Origin of the sequence: Pseudomonas lurida (genome assembly GCF_013522705.1) — a bacterium.
Lineage (GTDB): Bacteria > Pseudomonadota > Gammaproteobacteria > Pseudomonadales > Pseudomonadaceae > Aquipseudomonas > Aquipseudomonas quebecensis.
The window spans coordinates 76,923-98,131 of sequence record NZ_JAAMRE010000012.1 but is presented as its reverse complement, the minus strand read 5'-3'; the positions used below and the strand labels follow the sequence as shown (position 1 = coordinate 98,131).

At 60.2% G+C, this 21,209-nt stretch carries 13 protein-coding genes; 8 read left to right on the top strand and 5 right to left on the bottom strand.

What is annotated here, in order from left to right:
• Positions 1 to 607 precede the first annotated feature (607 nt).
• Together G7025_RS12430 and G7025_RS12425 are read right to left on the bottom strand one after the other, a co-directional pair.
• Positions 608 to 1,210, bottom strand: coding sequence for a cysteine hydrolase (locus G7025_RS12430; RefSeq protein ID WP_181079500.1), 603 nt, complete (start codon positions 1,208 to 1,210; stop codon positions 608 to 610).
• Positions 1,211 to 1,663: 453 nt separating this feature from the next.
• Positions 1,664 to 1,981: a hypothetical protein gene (locus tag G7025_RS12425; RefSeq protein ID WP_181079499.1), complete on the bottom strand. Its 318-nt coding sequence runs from the start codon at positions 1,979 to 1,981 to the stop codon at positions 1,664 to 1,666.
• Positions 1,982 to 2,228: 247 nt separating this feature from the next.
• Here G7025_RS12425 and G7025_RS12420 point away from each other — a divergent pair, with 247 nt between their 5' ends.
• From G7025_RS12420 to G7025_RS12410, 3 genes are read left to right on the top strand one after another with little or no spacing between them, the layout of a single operon-like run.
• Positions 2,229 to 7,370, top strand: a complete 5,142-nt coding sequence (locus G7025_RS12420; protein WP_181079498.1) for an AAA domain-containing protein — start codon at positions 2,229 to 2,231, stop codon at positions 7,368 to 7,370.
• A complete protein-coding gene (locus G7025_RS12415; RefSeq protein WP_181079497.1) occupies positions 7,363 to 8,385 on the top strand; it encodes a hypothetical protein in 1,023 nt (340 codons plus the stop codon). Before G7025_RS12420 ends, G7025_RS12415 begins: the two co-directional genes overlap by 8 nt.
• Positions 8,382 to 9,404 (top strand): hypothetical protein, encoded by a 1,023-nt coding sequence (locus G7025_RS12410; protein ID WP_181079496.1) that lies wholly within the window; start codon positions 8,382 to 8,384, stop codon positions 9,402 to 9,404. Before G7025_RS12415 ends, G7025_RS12410 begins: the two co-directional genes overlap by 4 nt.
• Positions 9,405 to 9,796: 392 nt before the next feature.
• On the opposite strand, the gene G7025_RS12405 is transcribed toward G7025_RS12410, so the two are convergent.
• Positions 9,797 to 10,711, bottom strand: coding sequence for a LysR substrate-binding domain-containing protein (locus G7025_RS12405; protein WP_253507548.1), 915 nt, complete (start codon positions 10,709 to 10,711; stop codon positions 9,797 to 9,799).
• Between the two features lie 267 nt (positions 10,712 to 10,978).
• On the opposite strand from G7025_RS12405, the gene G7025_RS12400 reads away from it, so the two are divergent.
• The 4 genes from G7025_RS12400 (at position 10,979) to pgm (ending at position 17,278) form a co-directional block, all read left to right on the top strand.
• The gene (locus G7025_RS12400; RefSeq protein WP_181079495.1) at positions 10,979 to 12,001 is read left to right on the top strand and encodes a zinc-dependent alcohol dehydrogenase family protein; all 1,023 of its coding nucleotides are present in this window, start codon (positions 10,979 to 10,981) and stop codon (positions 11,999 to 12,001) included.
• Between the two features lie 708 nt (positions 12,002 to 12,709).
• The gene (locus G7025_RS12395; RefSeq protein WP_181079494.1) at positions 12,710 to 14,134 is read left to right on the top strand and encodes a hypothetical protein; all 1,425 of its coding nucleotides are present in this window, start codon (positions 12,710 to 12,712) and stop codon (positions 14,132 to 14,134) included.
• On the top strand, positions 14,131 to 15,537 hold the full coding sequence (locus tag G7025_RS12390; protein ID WP_181079493.1) for an aminotransferase-like domain-containing protein: 1,407 nt from the start codon (positions 14,131 to 14,133) through the stop codon (positions 15,535 to 15,537). The genes G7025_RS12395 and G7025_RS12390 overlap by 4 nt, the downstream gene beginning before the upstream one ends.
• Before the next feature lie 97 nt (positions 15,538 to 15,634).
• A complete protein-coding gene (gene pgm / locus G7025_RS12385) occupies positions 15,635 to 17,278 on the top strand; it encodes a phosphoglucomutase (alpha-D-glucose-1,6-bisphosphate-dependent) (RefSeq protein ID WP_181079492.1) in 1,644 nt (547 codons plus the stop codon).
• A gap of 66 nt (positions 17,279 to 17,344) precedes the next feature.
• On the opposite strand, the gene G7025_RS12380 is transcribed toward pgm, so the two are convergent.
• Entirely contained in the window at positions 17,345 to 18,040 is a 696-nt protein-coding gene (locus tag G7025_RS12380; RefSeq protein ID WP_181079491.1) for a pirin family protein, read from the bottom strand.
• Positions 18,041 to 18,259: 219 nt separating this feature from the next.
• Between G7025_RS12380 and G7025_RS12375 the strand changes: the two genes are divergently transcribed.
• The gene (locus G7025_RS12375; protein ID WP_181079490.1) at positions 18,260 to 20,710 is read left to right on the top strand and encodes a UvrD-helicase domain-containing protein; all 2,451 of its coding nucleotides are present in this window, start codon (positions 18,260 to 18,262) and stop codon (positions 20,708 to 20,710) included.
• 37 nt (positions 20,711 to 20,747) lie between these two features.
• Here the strand turns inward: G7025_RS12375 and G7025_RS12370 are convergent, their stop codons facing one another.
• Positions 20,748 to 21,020: a DUF1652 domain-containing protein gene (locus tag G7025_RS12370; protein WP_181079489.1), complete on the bottom strand. Its 273-nt coding sequence runs from the start codon at positions 21,018 to 21,020 to the stop codon at positions 20,748 to 20,750.
• Positions 21,021 to 21,209 lie beyond the last annotated feature (189 nt).

Below are 21,209 nucleotides of genomic sequence, written 5' to 3'. Positions count from 1 at the left end.
TTGACTGATTCACCCGTCCGGCAGATTTGAACGGCAATCAGCGCTCGGTTACGTAGTCGAAGGTGTGCTCTTCATTGAGCAACTTATTTAGAGGCATCCTTTTAAGGAACCGAATTTGCACCGGCTGTGCTGGCGACCGTGAATGGCGATTCCTGATAAATACCCGTGTGGCTTTGGCTAGCTTTCAGTGTACGCCCTGAAGTCAGTATTTAATGTTCTTGTGACAGCCCTCATCCTGCCTCGGCGTTGCGTTGCAGTATTTTTATGCTGCAATGCGTCGGCAGCAGCCTTCCATCTGCGTGCAATCGATTTGTTTCTTGTTTCGGATGTGTACCAGGGTCGTGCGGGGCTGCCACCGTTTGTGCTGACGCTGGACAACGCCGAAGGCTACTTCAACCCGTCCTCGGTTATTCGCAACTCCGCCAAGCATGGTGTGAAGGCTTTGTAGGTTACGACCACGGTTTCCGTGTGGTTGTCGTGCGTCCGGAGGATGAGCAATGGGCGCACAAAGTCCTGGAAGCCGTCGCCCGGGTGCAAGTGCAGCTTGCCTGGCAACAGCGACCGCGCCGGTACAAGGTGCCTGCGCCGGTCTATTCGGGTATCCCCCTTAACGGCTGAGGATTTCCAGGAATTGTGTGTGTTGCAGCACCTGGGAAAACATCGGCAGCGTGAATTGCTCGGCGGCCTGCTGCTGTTCGCTGGTGAAGGTTGCCGTGCAGTCGGATAAGGTGACCACGTTGTAGCCCTTTTCGTAGCCTGAACGCACCGTGCCTTCGACGCAGCAATTGGTCAGAAAACCTGCCACCACCAGGTTCAGGATGCCGTTGTTGCGCAGCACCAGGTCCAGCCCCGTCGTCGCAAAACCATCCAGCCCACGCTTGCCCTCCACCAGGATATCGCCGGCCTCGCGGCCCACAGCCTCGGTGATCTCGGCCCCCCAACTGCCGGTGCGAAAAGCACTTCCATCAGCCACACCCTTCAATATTCCATAGTCGCGCGTGGTCAGCTCCGGGTAACCCTCGGCGAACTGGATCGGCAAATGGATGATCTTCACGCCCAGCTTGCGCGCCTGCTGCACCGTGGTTGCAGTGTTGGCCAGTATGTCGCCAATACGCATGACGTCTTTGACCGCATCATGAAACACCCCGCCGGGTGTGGTGAAGTCGTTCTGGAACTCGATCAGGACAAGGGCGGTGCTGTGTGGGTTCATCGTGGACCTCCGATCAGTGGGTAGGTATCTACACAACTTTGAGAGTTACGCCAGACCTGCGGAAGCGGCGGTGCGACTTGCTCGCTAAGGCGGCCCATCATGCTACTAGGTTTTCTTGGGTGTACATCGCTCTCATGTGGGAGCTGGCTTGCCTGTGATAGCTGTATGTATGGCGCTGGAGCTTTTTGGTCGGAGTACATATCCGTTATTTAGGTGATGGCTGATATGGGTTCCGTCCTTACGGCGGCTCACTTTTGAGAAGCGCAAAAGTAAGCAAATGCTCTTGCCCCGCCACTCGGCACCTCGTCTAGCCTCCGTTCGGCCAGCGTAGTTAACGGGGCGCCTAAGATCAAAAGCCAAATCAAAAGCCAGGGCTTCGGGATTGGTCAGGTCCAATTGTTGTGTAGATACCTAAGCCGATCAATGGGCCGATCAATGGGTTAAAACACGTGGCTACCAGCCACCGGGAAACCATTGCCGGGCGAGCTGCACTGTTACGCGCAAGGTGTGCTGGCTTTGTTCGCACGCAAGCGCCTGTTCTTCAGGCGACGCCGGTTTGCTCCACTTTGGCTGGGTTGCCAAGCGCTGTGCATAGCTAGCTTTAAACGCAGGGCTGGCCTCGCCAGTCAGCCGCATCGCTCTAGCATAGTCCGCCTCGAGATCTTCGGGCAGCGAGCCACAGGCCAGTTTGGCTTGCTGATAGCGCACGGCGTACATGAAGCCATCGGTGGGGGCTTCGTCGTAGGTGTAGCGGGAGGGGGCTGCGGCCATGGCGGTACCGGTGAGGAATAGGGTGATGAGGAGGGGACGTCCGTGCATGGGCGGGGAAAGTCTCGGGTGGTTGACGGTGCGTTTGACCTAAACACGAGTTGTATAGCATTGAACAGGGCACTCGTTAACTATACGTGCCCGGCTTGAATTGCAGCGATCAAGGCAATGGGCCATATTGTTGGCCGCTACGAGCCATTCTTCGTATGCAGTTCGGATTTATAGGGTGTAAGAAATGTTTAGGCGTCTCATGGACTTGAGCAAGCGGTTGCGCAAGGATTTTGCTGCTGTAGCGGTTTCCAAGGAACAGCTTCTGCACTCGATGGAGGTGGACGCTCAGGCAGGACCCGTCGGGAGTTTGCCCGCGAATGTGCTGGACTACTGGCACAGAGCGCTGATTGCCGATGACTTGGGTGGCCTGCAAGCCACCGATGTCCGCATCCCGGTGACAAATTTCGCGGGGCTGGCCTGGCCCAACTTCAATCTCGGTTTCGGCAAGCGTAGGGCGCTGGCACTGGGCATTCTCACTGAGCGTGCCGCAGAGGCCCGCCGAAAACAGCAAGCGCAGGCACTTGAGGCCTCAGAGGACGACGCAGAGGGTGCCCAGGAGGCGGACGAGCCGGATGACGATCCGCGTATTCCCATGGCGCTGGTGTTTCATCAAACCACCTCATCAAGCGATGAGGTCCAGGTCACGTGGCCCGACCCGGATAAAGAACCTGCGCCGGGCGCGAAAAAAAAACACCTCAAGCCCGACCGGCTGAATATCGCGTTCTGGTTTCCTTTCGACCTGAACGACAAAAACCAAATATGCCTACCACGCGATCCCAACGATTGCCGACCGCGTGTGGTGCGCCAATGGCTTGAACCGCAGCCATTGATGGCGGCCAATGACCTGCCGCCGGCCATTGGCCACTTCGATTGCTATCGCGACGAGCTCAAGCTATTTTTCGCGACGTTGAGCCAAAGCGCCAATTTGAGCGGTTATGTCGACGCCTGTTTTGCCTTGTTCGCCCACATTCAAGCTGATGGGGTTGAGACGGGAATGGCGCCGATCACGGGGCAATGGGTCGCGGTGCCGCGACAGCCTGGCTATGCAACACGTGCGCTCGCCAACATCTATGAAGCGATCCCCAATGCGCCGTCCATCGGCGCACTGGAGCAGCTCATAGGCGCCGGACGACACCGTTCGGCTGTCCAGGCAGGCGGCATGGCAGCGCCGCAGGTGACGATCCGGCACGTGGCCATGGTTGATAAGGCCACACACCTCGACAAGCCAGACGTCAATCGCGGCGCAGACCCCTTGAACGAATCGCAGCGCCGCGCATTGCACGCCCTCGGCCGGTTGGATGAGCAGGTCGGGGTGGTTGCGGTCAGTGGGCCGCCGGGCACCGGAAAGACAGCCATGCTGCGTGCGATGATCGCCAACCAATGGGTGTTGGCGGCTTACGATAACCGCGAACATTGCCCCGTCACGTTTGTGTGCGGGGCGACCAACCAGAGTGTCGAGAATGTGATGGGCACGTTCAACGGCGCCGTAGGCAGGAAGCATGCCCTGGCACGTCGTTGGTTGGACCCTACGGGCAAGCCACTATTGGGTTTCACCGCCAGCGCACCGTCCAAGGCCAAGGGGAAAATCCATCGCAGCAAGTTCACCACGCTTGAGATCCGGCAAAAGCAGTTGCGCATCTTGGGCGTCGGGTCCTCCAGCCTCAAGCAATCGTACGAAGACAGTGTTGCGGCAGCACTTGCTTTGGCGCGGCACTTTGAAGATGCCTTCCGCGAGCTGCCAGAGCTGTTCAATGCGTTGTTTAGCGTTGAGCAGAAACATCAGGTCAGTGATGCCACGCGTTTTATCTATCTCATGCAGAAGAGTGCTTCGACAACGCCTACGGCGTCGACCCTCTGCGAGCACCTGAACACGCTGACCCAGGTATTGCGCAGTGGGTTGGCCTCGGCAATCGAGCGCCAGGCTGACATCGACGCGTTGATCGAGCCCGGTGAACTGGCTGCGCGTTTTCCCAGTGAGGCATGGGCTTCTTCCTGGGCCATCGACATCCTCGCGGATTGGCGTGTGGCGGCAACCCCCGAGGCGCGCCAGGCGCAGCAGCAGAAATTGCTGGACGTGGTTTGGCGGCCGATTATTTTCCATTTGGCCGCGCGTTACTGGGAGACGCGTTGGCTGGCCAGTGTGATCGCAACCCCCGAGCCTGGCAGCCGAAAGAACGCACTCAGGCGCGCAGCCATGCTGTTTCCGTGCATTGTCGCCACCTTGCACAGCGCCCCACGGTTACTGGGAGAGGGCCGTAGGCCGCTGTTCGCGTTTCTGGATTTGCTGATTATCGATGAGGCGGGGCAAGCTGCGCCGGAGCTGGGTGTGCCGGTGCTTAGCCTGGCTAAAAAAGCCGTGGTGGTCGGCGATATGAAGCAGCTCTCCCCCGTGTCTTCGGTAACACCCGAGGTCGATGCGCGCCAGGTGCAGGACCGTTGGGCCGATCCGTCGTCTTTGGGCGCCTTGCTCGTGCGTGGCGCGGACTCCGCCACGGGTTCAATCATGAAGCTTGCCGCAACCGGGGCATCGTTTGCCGAGGCCATGCCGGACGGACGGCTACGGGACGGGCTGCTCCTGCGGGAGCACTACCGTTGTGCAGAGTCGATCATCAATGTGTGTATCGATTTGCTGTACCACGATCACGACCGTGATGCCGAGGGCGGGTTGCTCAGCAAAGAGTTGGAACCCAAAGTGCCCAACCCGCTGGCAGGGCTGTACGCGGATGCCGAGTTGCCCTTGCTCGAGGGCGAAGCTGAAATGCAGTTGCGCAAACGCATGAAGGCAACGTTTCCGCTACCGCCGCTCGGGTTCTATCAGACCGGTGGCCCGAACGATGAGCCCTGCAAAGGCGACTCATGGTCCAACCTTGGAGAAGCCAAGGCCATCGTGGACTGGCTTAAAGAGCACGGACCGCGCCTGGCGAAGTGGGCCGCCAGGGTCGAAGGCCACCCGGAGCAGCCGATAGGATTGGAAAAACTTGTCGCGGTCGTCACGCCATTTCGAGGCCAGGTCGAAGCGATAAAGCGTCGGGTGCGCGAAGAACTCGACCCAGATGACGCTGACCTGAGTGAGCGTTTGACCATCGGCACGGTTCATACCCTTCAAGGGGCGGAGAAACCTGTGGTGTTGTTCAGTGCCGTGAATCGGGAAAGCCGCGCCAGCCGTCGAACCGATACCAATCATCGTGAGCGGGTGTTTATCGATCGTGACGATGGGCGCCTGCTCAACGTAGCGATCAGTCGTGCGCAGAAAAGCTTCATTATGTTTGGCCATTCCGATCTGTTTTTTTCCCAGCAAGCGATGGATCCGAACAATGATTTGCCTTCGGCTGTGGTAGGACGATGCTTGGCCGGTGTGCGTGAGCCAGAGCATGAGCGGTTCACCTGCGCCCCGCGGGTGCCAGCACGCAAGCTCGGTCCCGCCACGCTGATGGTTGTCGAATCCTTGCACAAGGCGAAAATCATTCAAGAACTGGTACCTGGCGGTACTCAGGTGTTCGGCTGTGGCGGTCATATTCGTGACCTCCCAGGCCCCGGTGCGATCAGTTGGCGTGATGGGCTCAAACCGCACTGGCAATTGAGCGAGCGCGAGGGCAGTGACCTGGCGGCGTCCCTACGCAATACCGGCAGCCGTTTACTGCAATGCACTGAGCTGGTGTTGGGGACGGACGATGATGCCCAAGGTGAAGCGATCGCCTGGCACATGATCCAGGTACTCAAGGAAGCACCGTGGTTCATGCATGTCCAGAGGGTGCGTCGGGTAAGGTTTCATGCATTGACCACCCCCGAAATGGCCCGATCATTTGAGGAGGGTCGGTGTGTACAGGTAGAGGGCGCTACCGCCGACGAGCGAGCTGGCAGCGCTTGCCGGGCCTTGAATATGGGCTTGGCATATGGAGCCATTGCCCAGCGGGTGCTGGACAACCTCATCGGCTCGGTCTACATGCGTCACGGTATTGTCGGGGGCGGACGGGTCAAGGGGCCCTTGCTCAGGGTACTGGCGGGCCATGGTGACTCCCCGGGGTTACCCGGTAAACGGTTGGGTGTCGCGATAAACCTGAAAGTGAACGATACCCTCGTGCCGGCTCGCTTGATGGTGCGGCGCGGAAGTGAAGCCTGGCGCGCGTGGGGCAGTGACCGCACAGAGAGCGTTCAAACCTTGATCGACCAACTGAGCGACGCGGTGGTCTCACCGACACCTTGCCTGCTCGAGCATGAGGACTTGCTGCTGGCACCTGCTCAAAGCCTGGGCACTAACCTGGTCCTGCAAGAAGCGTTCAGGCGATTTGGCTGGATGCCGTCGAGCACCATGAGCACGTTGCAAAAACTGTATGAGATGCGCGAGGGGCAGGACGAGCCCGAGTCAGCACCGAACGATAATGGTTGGGCTGCATTGGATGCGCAGGGGCGCCTGTTCCTGACCGAGTCCGGACGGCGCCAGGCAGATAAGGTGCTGAACAACCCTTGGCTGAACACAATCAGCGCCAATGCGTTGTTGATGGCCTTCGACGATGCGCTGACTCACCTGTCCCAATTGCCGGATGCAGGGGAGGCGGACTACCTTGCGTTTGTGCACACCTGGGCGGCGCAGTTTGATGATCAGTGCGGCGCGCAACCGGTTGCGGGCCCCCATGCACCAACGGTCGATGCGCAAGGCGCTGAGGTCGCGCTGTTTTCCCTGCAGCCCGCCGTCGAGCTGAATACGTGGGGCGCGCCTGCCGGTTCGCCTTCACCCACTGAGGCCGAGCTGCACGATGATGATCCCGCGCCTGGTGCGCAAGCCCACCCGGTTTCGGACGGCGGCCGCAGCGGTGCCCACGGAGCACTGGTGCCTCTGGACATCAGCCTGGAGGGCGACAGCCCCAAGATGGCCGCGCTTACCCCGAGGCAGCGGCAACTTTACGACCTGATGTCCAAACTGATGTTGGCCTCTTCCCTGCGAGATGGACAGTTTCAGACTGTACGCCGGATTTACCCCCTGACGTGGCCGGGTAAACCGGCTGTCCGGCAGGTTGAAATTGGTGTCGAGGTGATAACAGGCAAGCAGGGCAGCTACCCAGGTTGGTTTGCGCTGGACCCCGATGGCCTGCACCAGCACACGCGCAATTGGGCGTCGGCAGAGATGGAGGCAGTGCTCGATGAGCAAAGCCCTCGCTTGCAAGTGATAGTGCAAGACCACTGCATACGCACCCGCTCGCTGCTTGAGCCGACAGTCGATCATTTATTGGCGTGGATGCAAGCGCGTGGACACGGTAGGCCCTCGACGTTCGGCAAGCACATCGATGATCTGGTACGTGGCAATACGTCGAACACGCGCGCCGAGGGCACTGCCGATGAGTAGCAGTTTTGCCACCATGACCCTGATGCGAAACGCCTATGAGGCCGCATTGCGCGACCCCTCGGACGCAGTTGCCCAGGCAGCGTTTGTCGCTGCGCACCAAGCGCAACAGCACACGTTCGTTGACTCATTCGACGTCGCGGGCATTACCTACCCGCGTACTGATGGGCACACACTGAGTGAGCGTGAAGCGCGCGAGGTGATTTCCAGAATCCTGTCCAACCCGGCGTACAGCGTGTCGGACCTGCGGCCCAGCGTCATTGAAGCGGCCTACCCGCTACAGGCAGACGTGCTGCGTGCGGAAATCGAAGCCACGGTCGCGTTGGCCAATAAAATCAATGGGCTCGACTGGCGCACCGACGCGCTCGATGCCAGCACCAAGCAAGCGATGCGTGAACTGCTACGCATGCCCACCTTGGCGGGCGGCTACAAAATCATTTCCCGGGTCAAGTCCGCGGCCAACGCCCAGGTGTTGAATATCTACCGTGGCTACGATGCCGATCACTTGATCCCCGACAAGGCACTGCGAGGGTCACTGCACAGGGAGCAGTCTTTCAGCCTTGACCAGAGCTACGCGACGTTTATGCAGGATTCACAGAACAGAGGATCGCAGCATAAATTTGTGACGGACGCCCAGAACCACACGCGCAAACGGCTGCGCGGCGATCCGACACTGCCCGCGAAAAACCCAACGACTGGCGAGTACCTGGAGCATGTGCTTGAGTGGATGACCCATGTCTATACCACCGCGGATCTGGGTGTGGATGTGGCCCTCAGGGCCAGTGGCCTTGCCAACTCGGATGAATTCAAACGTTTCAACGTCAAAGGTTTTGCCTTGGCGCAGGCAGGGTTCATGACGTGGAATGAACGCGAAAGTGTCGGCCGCGCTGTCGCCATGGTGCTCCTGATTGAGGCGCGTGAGTTCTACACGGCGGCCGGCTGGCCCCTGAATAGGGAGTTGCCTTTGTTCTACGACGTACCTTCTACGGTGACCCAACAACCGGTGCCTGTGACATGAGCGACAACATAAACCCATCAACACCCGCCCATGGCGCCCGGCGCTACCAGCTTGCCGACCTGACAATGGCCGCCGGGGTGCCCTGGTTTGCCGTGCACGTGTCGGACGAAAGCGGTCATACATCGTCCTGGATTATCAGGGGGGAACTGGACGGTGAGCATTTACGCCTGCAACCACAGGTTTGGGTGCCAGATGCCATCCAGGCCATCGTCAGTGATAGCGACGGCCAAGTCTGGGCGATCACTAGCGAAGATGAGCTGATCACCAACACCGACCTTGGACAGGTGGCTGGATGGCGGCAGGTTACGCCCCATCCACAGCTCAACGCGCGCGATGAGTGGTACTCCCGCACACTGGGTTATGTGGCCACGTATGGCCAGAACGTCGAGCTTGCTGAATGCCTGTGTTGGGCGAGCGATGGCTTGTTGATCGGTACGTTCAGCCGCCGGTTGTATCGTTGGACATCGGGCGATGTTGCTCGCCTTGAACACGACGATCACGTTGTCGGAACGCTGGGCGGTGTCAACAACATTGTCCAGACGCAAGACGCAATATACGCGCTGGGGTATGCGGGCCTGATCCTGCATCGGCCGGTGGGCGGGGCCTGGCAGCGAATTGATGGACCATGGCCGACTGAGGCCGGCGCGTTCATCAATATGATTGCCGGCGTCGAAGGTCCGAAAGGGGAATTGTGGGCCATTGCGGCGGGCGGTTCGGTCGTCAGCGTTGCGGGTGACGTGACCCGCACCATTGCACAAGTACCCGGTGAGCCTCTGGGTATCACCCGGTTCCAGCGCCAGTGGTTCGTGTCGACCCTCGACGGTTGCTACGAACTACCGGGGGATGGCGACACGGTCCTGATCAAACGCGATATTTTGATGGGTAAATCGATTGATGCCGGCAATTGCCTGATTGCCGTCGACGCCGAGCCACAACACGCCGATCACGCGCAGGTCCACCTGTGGTTGCGCACCAGAAACCGCGATACTTGGCTGCGCCCAATCATTTGCCGGGCCTGATTGAGGCGTTAAGGCGCAAGCGCGCGGGGATAGGCAGTGTCCTGCCGCCGCTTTGTCACGCGGGTTTGTGAAGTGCGCAAGCTAACGGACACATCCATTGATGGTGCGCCACCATGATTGACGATCACACGACTATCCCCCACTTGTTTTCGTACGGAGGTTCAGCCATTAACTGAGGTCATCGACTAGCGCTCAACGGCGGTTGGGAACAGCGCAGGGGGAGACTGTTCGAGAATGGAACTGTTGGGCCTCAGGCTGGGGGCATCCTTTTCAAACCATCCAAAGCATGCCCACAGACGTGCCCTCAATGTTGCAATCTACCGGAAGTGAATGGAGCTCCATGGTTTGTGGAAAGGCGGAAATGTTCAGTCGAACAGACTGCCCAATAACGCCTAAAGACTCTCAGGGTCCCCGAAAAACATCTGTATCCGCGACCGCAACCACCGTTCACCCGGATCGTTATCCTGCGAACCGCGCCACGCCATGTGCAGTTCAAAACTGCGTACCGGCAACGGCGGGTCTTCCGCGCGCAGCCCACCGGCAGAGGTCAGCGCCTCGGCCGCGTAGTCCGGCACGGTGGCGAGGATGTCGGTGCCGGCGAGCAAGGTGCCCAGGCCGTTGAATTGCGGCACGGCGAGTACGACGTGACGCTTGCGACCGAGTTTTTCCAGCTCTTCATCGATAAAGCCGCTCAGGTCGCCGGCGAAGGATACGAGCGCGTGGGGGCGGGCGCAGAAGTCGTCGAGGCTCAGGGAGCCGGGCACACTGTCGGCGCGCAACAGTTTGGGCAGGCTGCGGCGCAGCACTTTGCGCTTGGCGTTGGCCGGCAGGTCAGCGGTGTAGCTCACGCCGATGGAGATTTCGCCGGAGGCCAGCAGGCCGGGCATCAGGATGTAGTTGACGCGGCGCACCACCAGTACGATCCCGGGAGCTTCGGCGCGCAGGCGTTTGAGCAGTTGCGGCAGCAGGGCGAATTCGACGTCGTCGGACAGGCCGATACGGAACACCGCAGTGCTGGTGGCCGGGTCGAACTCGGCGGCGCGGCTGACCGCGGTGGAAATCGAGTCCAGGGCCGGGGAGAGCAGGGCGAAGATTTCCACCGCGCGGGCGGACGGTTCCATGCTGCGCCCGGTGCGCACGAACAGTGGGTCGTCGAACAAACTGCGTAGGCGCGACAATGCCGCGCTGATGGCCGGCTGGCCGAGGAACAATTTCTCGGCGGCGCGGGTCACACTGCGCTCATGCATCAAGGTTTCGAATACGATCAAGAGGTTCAGGTCGACACGACGCAGGTCGTTACGGTTCATCTTGTGTCCTGGCAGAGTCAGCAAACTTGACGAGATCAGTCATAGGCAAGCCCTTGGGTTGCGTCTGGAAGCATGACCGGCATGAATCTTACGGGGAAAGGCTGGTACTCTGCACCGGCTAATTGAGTTTTCCTACGATACTTAAGGTCTATTCATCAGACGCGGAATCAATGACAGGCATGTCGACTATTAATGGTGACCAATGGCCTTGCCTGGAAAGCCCAGATAGAGTTCATGGCATTAGAGGTTAATTTGGCGAGGTTTGCGATGTCCCGCACGATTCGTTTTCACAAGTTTGGTCCGGCCGAGGTGCTCAAATGCGAAGAGCATGCGGCCGCGCTGCCCGCACCGGGCGAAGTGCAGGTGCGTGTCGAAGCGATCGGGATCAGTTGGTATGACATTTTGTGGCGCCAGAACCTGGCGTCTTCCCACGCACGCTTGCCCTCCGGCCTCGGTCACGAGATGGCGGGGGTGGTTGTCGCCGTCGGCGAAGGCGTGGATGACTTGGCGGTGGGCGACAAGGTTGCCAGTTTTCCGGCCGAGAGCCCCAACGATTATCCGGTGTATGGCGAAATGATCGTCCTGCCCCGTTCGGCCTTGACCCGCTATCCGGACGTCTTGAACCCGGTCCAGGCCAGCGTGCACTACACACCGCTGTTGATTGCCTACTTTGCCTACGTGGATCTGGCACGGGTCAAGCCTGGCCAATTCGCCTTGGTGACCGATGCCAGCCACTGTGCCGGACCGTCCTTCGTACAACTGGGCAAGGCGCTGGGTGTGCGGGTAATCGCCGCGACCAAGGACAGCGCGGAACGCGAGTACCTGCTGTCCCTTGGCGCGGAGAAGGTGATCGTCACCGAAGAGCAGGATTTGCTCATGCAGATCAACAAGTTCACCGACAATCGCGGCGTAGACGTAGTGTTCGATGGCCTGGGTGGTCCGCAGATGTCGTTGCTCGGCGATGTGCTGGCACCGCGCGGCAGCCTGGTTCTGTATGGCCTGCAGGGCGGTAATCAGACGCCGTTCCCGGCCTGTGCGGCGTTTCAGAAGAACATTCAGTTCTTTGTGCACTGCATCGGTAATTTCACCGGTAAGCCGGAACTCGGGATTACCCAGGACCACATTGCCCTGCAGCGTGCCCTGCGTGATATCAATCAGCTGACCGCCGACCGCGTGCTGGTACCGCTGAAAACCACGGTGTTCGCGTTCGATCAATTTGTGGAAGCGCACCGCTATATGGACGAATGCCCGTGCCGTGAACGTGTGGCGCTGCAGGTTGAAGCTGTTTAGCGCGTAGGAAGATTCGTAAACGGCTAGCACTGGCCAACGGCGCATGGGGCAAATGTGCCATTTGTGAGGGCTTAACCCGTGCCTCTCCTGAAGTGACCGCAATAGCGCTTCAGCCCCTGATTCCTGCCCTTGCCCCCCGACGCCGCGCTGATTTCCAGTGCGGCGTTGTCGTATCTGCGCGGTCGACTCGCTGTTTGTAGGCTATCTGCACTGGTTTTCGCCCAGCTTCTGTATCTATTAATCATTGTTCAAGCACTGATAATTGCGACTTCAAATGCATCTCAAGGATTGAGCAATGATTGAATTCATGAAGCGACAAACGAGGGTGGCAGAAACTAGGTGCGTGTTATTGGACGTGACTTTTGCATACGCGAGTTTTGATCAAAAGTCTCAGGCCGCTGCGGGATCAAGTTGCTTTGACTTGTTTGTCGGACGCTTCTTTAAATGTTCGGTTAAACATGCGTAGGACATTGTCAGAGTCTTCCTAAGACGAGCGCGGCCAGGTGGTTTTTCCACTGATTTCATAAGCTTGCAAGCGTGTGGAACAGCGTTAATTGCGCTGGGTGAGTCCTGTCATTTTGTCGCGCGGTGCTAGTGTCTATTCATCGGCGTACGGCGCGAAGTGCGAATTTCCTACACGCGCAGAGGGTCAAGCACACACTGTCGGCAGTTGCTTGAAACTGATATTTCAACTCAGGTAGTAGAACTATGAGCACTATTCACGAACAGGCTATGAATCATGTTTATCAGCAAGTTCTGCAACGATTGATCGGGCACTTTACGCGCTCGGGCAGGACGGCACTTCAGTTATTGGTCCAGCGCATTGTCGTGGCCGCCGGAGGCATGGAGCAGGTCGGTGACTACAAAGTGCTGGTGGCCCATGGAGGGGGTGAAGTCAGCAGTTACACCCTGGCACTGTTACGTGCCGCCCAGCTGACCATTGCCGGCCGCGCGCCGCGCACCTTTCAGTTGCGGGTCGCGACGTTGCGCCATGCTGGAATGACCGAGGGCCAGCTGGAAACCCTCAATCAGGGCTACAGCCGTCTGTTTCTCCACGACGACCCGCGTGTCGAATTGCTGATGGTGGAAAGCCAGGAAGTCCAGCCCTTCAATCACCTGCGCCCGGCGTCAGCCCTGGGCCGTGCGGTCAGCCAGCGCAACATGTTGATGGTGGGGCACTTGAGCTCCGGCGATTGCCGCGCAACCTTGTGCAATGACACCTATCTGGCCCTGGGTGATTTTTACCTGCGCGCTACCACGTGGGGCGGCGGCGTGCACGCGGTAGTCAGCGGCGACTCTCCGCGCAAGCAAAGCCAGTTTCTCGCCTGGCTGAAAAAAACCGCAGAAGGGGCAGGGGTGGCCATGCCCAAAGCCCGCGCGCGCTCGCTCAACGAGTTGTTCGCGCGCATGGACGAGTGGAGCGCCGGCTATTATCGCGACGTGTACGGCGATCACTATGTGGCGCACGAGAACCCCAACCCGCCGGGGCACAGGCACCTGGCCTATATCGGTATCGCCGACCTGCTCAAGGATGTCGACCTGGAGTCGACCACGCTGCTGACTGAATTCATGGCCTACACCCCCGATCCGTTGGGTTTTCATTTCAGTCATCCCAGCTATTCCAACCCGCTGCTGATGGCACATTTGCGCGGCCTGCAGGCCGAGTGCCTGCGCGACCTGCGCTATGAAGACGGCGTCGACGGGTTTATCCAGCAGGCCACCCAATACATGCAGCGTCTGCACATGCCCGAGCAATTGCTCGCCGAGGCCGGCTCCAGCGAAGGGCGCGTGCTGTCGAGCACCTTTGCCCAGCAATTCTTCGGGCTGGATGAAACCCAGCTGATCTGCCTGTTATTTTCGCCGTTTATCCATCACGGACAACGGTTGGAAGGGTATCTGCGCCAATGCCATCCAGGCATGCTGGTCGCACTGCCCGAGCTGCACAAGGCGCTGCAGGGCAAGCCCTGCGCCGAGATGCTGCAACAATGGGTCAGCGACACCAGTGGTTTACCGCTGCCCTTGCTGCAGCACCTGTACCGTAAGCGGCCGTTGACCGACGCCCACGGCCGACAGCGCAACGCGCGAGCCATGGCGCAAGGCGCGATACCGGCCTTTCAACTGTCCGGGCGATGACCCTGCGCAGCGAGCGCCAGGCCGACTTCGCGTACCAGGCGGTCTATCGCTACATGATCAACCTGATTAACGAAGTCAGCACCGACACGCGGGTCAAACTGCCGTCGCTGCGGCAGCTGGCGGCGCGCCTGAACGTATCGATCTCGACCATCCAGTACGCCTACTCGTTGCTGGAGAAGGAAGGACGCGTCTACTCCGTAGCCAAATCCGGCTATTACGCCTGGCCGATGTCGGCCAATCCCATGGCCTGGATGGGTGGCGACCTGCTCGACCGGCTGTACGCCGCCGCCCGGCGTCCGGACATGCTGGTGCTGAGCGGCGATGAGCCGGCTTTGCTGGGTGCTCTGGATGCCACCTTGCTGCGTCTGGAGCGCGAACTGGTGCGCCAGTACCCTGGTCATCTGCAGCCCTGGTCGCAGCCTTGCGGTGTCTGGGAACTGCGCGCGGCGCTGGCGGCACGCTACACCTCATCGCCCACCCATTGCTGGCACGCCGATGATGTCTACATCGGCGCCGATGTGCGCGGGGTGCTGGATATCCTGATCGAAGTGCTGGGCCTCAGAGGCACCGCCGTGGTGGTCGAATCGCCGTGTGACTGGCTGATCCTGCGCCTGCTGCAAGGCGCGGGGGTGCGTGTCATCGAGCTGCCCTGGACCGCGCAAGGGCGCCTTGACAGCGCGGCGCTTGAGCGACTGTTGCGCGAAGAGCCGGTGCACCTGGTAATGCTGTCGTCCACGGTCAGCCTGCCTTCGGGCGTGGCGATGCCGGTGGAAGATCGCCTGGATGTTGCGCAGCGACTGAACCAATACGGCTGCTGGCTGCTGGAGAACGACAGCCTGGGCGAGTTAAGTCTCGATGCAGCACCTGCTCCGTTGCGCGATCTGGTCAACCCGGAGCGGCTGATCGTATTTTCCTCGTTCGAGAAAACCCTCGGCTCGGAAGCCCCCTATGGCTATCTGTTGAGCCGGCGCATGGGTCGCGAATTGCAGCGCCAGTTCCTGCTGCGTTCGTTCCGCTTATCGTCGATCCGCCAGCGCGCCATTGCGCGGCTGTACCACAGCGGCCGTATCGACCAGCACCTGGTGGCCCTGCGCGAACACCTGCGCGCACAAGCCCTGCAGATGAGCCAACGCCTGACGCAGCACTTGGGCGGGCAGGTGACATATCAAATGCCCAGGGCCGGCGCCACGTTCTGGCTGGCGTCCACGCGAGCGGTGGACATGCGCAAAGTATTCCAGCAAATGCTGGTGCGACAGGTCGTCATTGCCCCCGGCGAACTGTTCAGCGTCAGCGGGTTGCATCACCAGCATCTGCGCTTAAGCCATACCTTCCCCGGTCAGCCCAACCTGGACATCGCGTTGATAGCCCTGAGCGAAGCCCTGCGCCAAGCGAAGACTGGTTGAAATTTCTATTGCTGCTGTAGGATCGATCCCGTCGCGCAGTAGTCCAACTCTCAGTAAACTGGCATTTTTTCCGAATTCTTCTATCCGAGGTTTATGCATGACAATCAGTCCTTTTGCGGGCAAACCGGCGCCGGCGCAGTTGCTGGTGGATATCCCGCGACTGGTCACGGCCTATTACACCGGCCAGCCTGATGCAGCAATCTCCACCCAGCGCGTCGCGTTCGGCACCTCCGGGCACCGTGGTAACTCGTTTGAACTGAGCTTCAACGAGTGGCACGTGCTTGCGATCAGTCAGGCCATCTGCCTGTACCGCGAAGCCCAGGGTATCAATGGCCCGCTGTTCGTTGGCCTGGATACCCACGCGCTGTCCACTCCCGCCGGCGCGAGTGCCCTGGAAGTCCTGGCCGCCAACGGCGTGCACGTCATGCTGGCCGAAGGCGATGAATACACGCCGACCCCGGCGATTTCCCACGCCATCATCTGCTACAACCGCGGTCGCACCAGCGGCCTGGCTGACGGCATCGTGATCACGCCGTCCCACAACCCGCCGCAGAGTGGCGGCTACAAATACAACCCGCCCAACGGTGGCCCGGCGGACACCCACGTCACCAAGTGGATCGAGGCCAAGGCCAACGAGCTGTTGGCCAACGGGCTCGCCGGCGTCAAGCGCATCAGCCACGCCCAGGCGCTCAAGGCTGACACCACCCATCGCCATGACTACCTCAACAGCTACGTGGCCGACCTGGTCAATGTGATCGATATGGATGCCATTCGCAGCGCCGATCTGCGTCTGGGCGTCGATCCGCTGGGCGGAGCAGGGGTGCGCTATTGGTCGGCGATCGCCGAGCATTACCGCTTGAATCTGGAGGTGGTGAACACCGAAGTCGACGCCACCTTCCGTTTCATGAGCGTCGACTGGGACGGCCAGATTCGCATGGACCCGTCCTCCAGCTACGCCATGCAAGGCTTGATCGGCCTCAAGGAACGCTTCGACGTGGCCTTCGCCTGCGACCCGGACCACGATCGCCACGGCATCGTCACTCCGTCCGGCGGCCTGTTGGCGCCGAATAACTACCTGGCAGTGTCCATCGATTACCTGTTCCAGAACCGTCCCGGCTGGCGCGCCGATGCGGCCGTAGGCAAGACCGTGGTCAGCAGTGGCCTGATCGACCGCGTGGCCGCGCGTATCGGTCGCCGCCTGTACGAAGTGCCGGTGGGCTTCAAATGGTTTGCCGACGGCCTGTTCGAAGGCTCCCTGGGCTTTGGCGGGGAAGAAAGCGCCGGGGCGTCGTTCCTGCGCAAGGACGGCACGGTCTGGAGCACCGACAAAGACGGCTTGATCCCGGCATTGCTCGCGGCGGAAATGACCTCGCGCAAAGGCCAGGACCCGAGCCAGATCTACCGTGGCCTGACCGACGCCTTGGGCGAACCGTTCGCGATTCGTGTCGATGCCAGGGCCACTCCAGCGCAGAAAGCGCTGCTGGGTAAGCTGTCGCCGGAACAGGTGACCTTCACCGAACTGGCCGGGGAGCGCATCCAGCAAATCCTCAGCCACGCGCCGGGCAACAACCAGGCGATCGGCGGTTTGAAGGTGATGACCGAAAACGGCTGGTTTGCCGCACGGCCATCGGGCACGGAGGATATCTACAAGATCTACGCCGAAAGCTTTGTGGGTGAAGACCATCTCAAGCAACTGGTCGAAGAAGCCCAGGTGCTGGTGGACGGCGCCATCGCCGAATAACAGTGCGCGTCCCTTGTGGAGGGGGCTTGCTGTGGCAAGCCCCTATGGTTACCGGAGGCTCGGTTCTCAAGCCAGATCGACCAGTACGATTTCGCTGTCCTCGACCGCCGTAACCCGCAGCACCTGTTCATCCTCGATCGCCACCCCGTCACGGGCGTGTGCACGCACACGATTGACCTCAATCACCCCGTTGGCCGGCACCAGGTAGGCACGGCGCCCGTGCTCCAGGCGGTACTCGGCGGTTTCTCCGGCTTTCAGGTTCGCCGCTACCAGGCGGGCGTCGGCACGAATGCGCAGGCTTTGGTTATCGCCCGCCTTACCGCTGGCCAAGGTCACGAAACCCTCACGCTCCCCTTTGGGAAACGGCTTGGCGCCCCAGGAAGGCGGCAGCCCGGCTTCATTCGGGATGATCCAGATCTGGAAAATCTTGGTCGGGGTAGCTTCCAGGTTGTATTCGCTGTGGGCGATCCCGGTGCCCGCGCTCATTACCTGCACATCGCCGGCCTCGGTGCGGCCTTTATTGCCCAGGTTGTCGGCATGGCTGATGGCACCCTCGCGCACGTAGGTGATGATTTCCATGTCGCGGTGCGCGTGCTGCGGGAATCCGGTACCGGGCGCGATGATGTCGTCGTTCCACACCCGCAGGTTGCCCCAATGCATGCGCTTGGGGTCGTGGTATTCGGCGAATGAGAAATGGTGATGAGCGTCGAGCCAGCCGTGGTGGGCGCCACCCAGGGCATTGAAAGGTCTGAGTTCAAGCATGATCGTCTCCTGTGGATACGGCCCATGATCCCAATATGGATAATCGATAAAAAGCGTAAAAAGTGCCTTATTCCTATCGGTTTAGTCGATTGAAATGCTGCGACGCAACGTTCATTTCATCGCCTAACTGCCTGACGGCACAGCAATTGGCTGGAACTGTGCGGCGATTCCGGCGACCATGGTGCACTGCTCAAAACCCAGCCCACCGCAGGAGTCCGCGTGTCGCAACAACAGCCTGATCTGCCCCCTGAACTGCTGCCCCTGGCCCAAATGCCCTGGCTGAAACGCCTGGCGGCGCGTCTGTTTGGCCATGGCCTGACCCGTCTGCGCGCCCAGCACCGGTTCTCGTGGTTGCATGGGCAAGCCGACGGGTTTCGCAGCGGGCATGAAGCGGGCGTCGAGTACGGTTACCGCGAAGGCAAGGCCGATGGACTCGAGGAAGGGCGCCAGGTCCTGTTGATTCGCGACTTTCGCACCGATGCTCACCGCGCTCCGGGCATTGACGACAACCTCTTCGATGACTGGCGCCTGCCGTTGACCGCTGACCTGAAAAAACGCATCAAGGCCGACGTGGCCCGCCTGCTGCCGGCGCATGCCCAGCCCAGCGCGGCGCAGTGGAAGATGATCTTCAGCGATACGCCTTCCACCTCAGTGATCGCCGGTGCCGGTGCGGGCAAATCCACGTCGCTGGTGCTGCGCATTCTGCTGCTCACCCATTACCTGGGCTTTGAACTCAGCTCCATCACCGTGGTGACGTTTACCCGTGAATCGCGCAAGGACTTCATCCACAAGCTCGTGGAAATCATGAGTCTGTGGGGCCAACCGCTTGATATCAAAGCGGCCCAGGCGGTGGTGCGCACCTTCCACTCGCGCATCCTGCCGATGGTCCGCAGCCTGCCGGGCTTCGAGCGCCTGCAAGCGTTCGAGAACCTGCATACGGGCTTGGACGACGAGGCCGACACTAACCCCTTCGACCTGCGCATCAACGAGGCCCAGCGTCGGCAACTCAACGCCTGCTATCACCGGCTGTATGGCGAGCATCCACGTTTTCGCGAGCTGATCGCCCCGTTGATGCGCCATGGGTTGCAGCTCAAGGAGCTGGAGCGCGATCACCCTGACGTGCAAAAGCGCGTGGCGGTGACGGAGCTGGCGGCCCAGCGCGACGAAGAGCTGTGTGACCTGATCGAGGATTTGTGGTTTCGCGCCGGCGCCTGGCCGATCAAGGGCGTCGAGCCCGATCGCCGCACGGTGCAGATCAACGGCGCGCACTTTCATTGCCACGGCTATATTCCCGAGCTGGATGCGTGGGTGGTATTGGGTTTTGATTCAAGCGAAAACCCGCGGCTCAGCCGGCCGAATGCGAAGCTGTCGGTGCGCGCCGAATGCGCGGTTAAGCGAACTCTGTTTCAAGCTTTCTGCCGTAAACCGCTGATTTGGCTTGATAATTACCAGGACTCAAAGCGCCTGCTCAGTAGCCTGGCCGGCGACGCCAGCGCCGGCCCTGGGTTTGAGTACAAGGTCAAAGGAGAGCTGGGATCGGCACCGCTGCTCGATTGTTTTGTCACGGCTGCCGGCTTCATCGAAAACCTGGGGCTGGACGTTCCCGACGCCGTGGGCCGCATGAGTTTCACCAAGGATGATCCGGATCGCCTGTTCTTCGAAGCCCTGAGCATTTTCTGGAAAGCCCTGGAAGACCATTTGCTCGACCAGAAGCCGCCGATCATGACCTATAACCGCATGTTCTCGCTGTTCGGCGAAAATACCCCGGAAAACCTCAAGCTGCTCAGCGACCCGTTGCTGCGGCCGATGTCGCACCTGATGATCGATGAGTTCCAGGATGTTTCGCCGCAGATCGTCTCGTGGCTCCGCGCCAGCCTGCGCGAGATCCGCAGCCGTGGCCCGGCCATGCATGTGGGGCGCGGCGCGCAGCATTCTTCGCTGCTGTGCGTGGGCGATGACTGGCAGTCGATTTATGGCTGGCGCGGCAGTTCACCGAAATACTTCATGGCCTTCGACAAAGAGTTCCCATCACCGGCAACCACGCGGGTGATGCTCGGGGAAAACTACCGCAGCCATCAACACATCATCGACGCCGCCGAACACATCGTGCGCGCCGCGCCGGCAATCGCCGGCAAAAAGGCCAAGGCCAGCGGTGCGCCAAAGGCATTGGTGCCAGTCAAGGTGATGGAGCGTGACGACGCCGCGCTGGGGCGGCAGTTGGTCGAGCATTACCAGAAAGGCGATTCGGTGTTAATGCTGTATCGAAAAGGTAGCGATAAGTTATTGATTCAAGAGCATATTCAATCTGCAGTTAATGCGGATTCGAGCTTGCCTCCCGCTACGCGCAGGCTCAAGCAACTGACCTATCACAGTGCCAAGGGCTTGCAAGCCGACGCGGTGTTCCTGCTGGGCGATTGCCAGCACGTCACCAGCTCGCCCTATAAGAACCAGGTGTACCGCATGGCCGGCCTGGGCCAGGACGGCGACAGCGAGCCCTATGACACCGCGCAGAAAGAGGAAGTATTGCGCCTGGCCTACGTAGGGATCACCCGCGCGGTCAGTCATTGCTACTGGTACGTGGAAAAGCCCGAGGGCCAGGCGGTAAATATGCCCAAGGCGTCGGAGCGGGTGGATGGCAGGAAGGCGTTTTTCGACGATCAACGTCACTGATGGCCGAGCGATCGGCCTTCAGCGATGTCGAGCAACATCACGCCCGCAACGATAAGGGCGGCACAAAGGATGCCAGTTCGATTTCCACCGCCTCGATCATGCGCTCCACATCGGCGGCGTTCATCACGGTGGCGCAGGGAATGCCGGCAATGGCAATCAGAGTCTCGCCACTGGCACGGTCGAACAGGCGGGCGACCATACTGCCGGGAGCATCCATGCTGCCTTCAAAACCCATCGGGTGAAAGTGCCAGCGCATCAATTGGCACGCGTTGGGGAATGTCACTTTGTTCATGTTGCCCACCTGGTTCATTGAGCGCTTCCTTTAGCTCGCGGCAGGGTGCCGGGACCGTCACTGGTCGAGGCGTGTAGAGCTTAAAAATAGCATTCGTTCGCAACCGCAACGTGACTTTTTTCCGCCCGTTCGGCGGTTGTTTTCGATTCGATTGACCTGGGTCATCTCCTGTCGGGGAGTTGGCATAGTGCCATTACGCGACCGAAG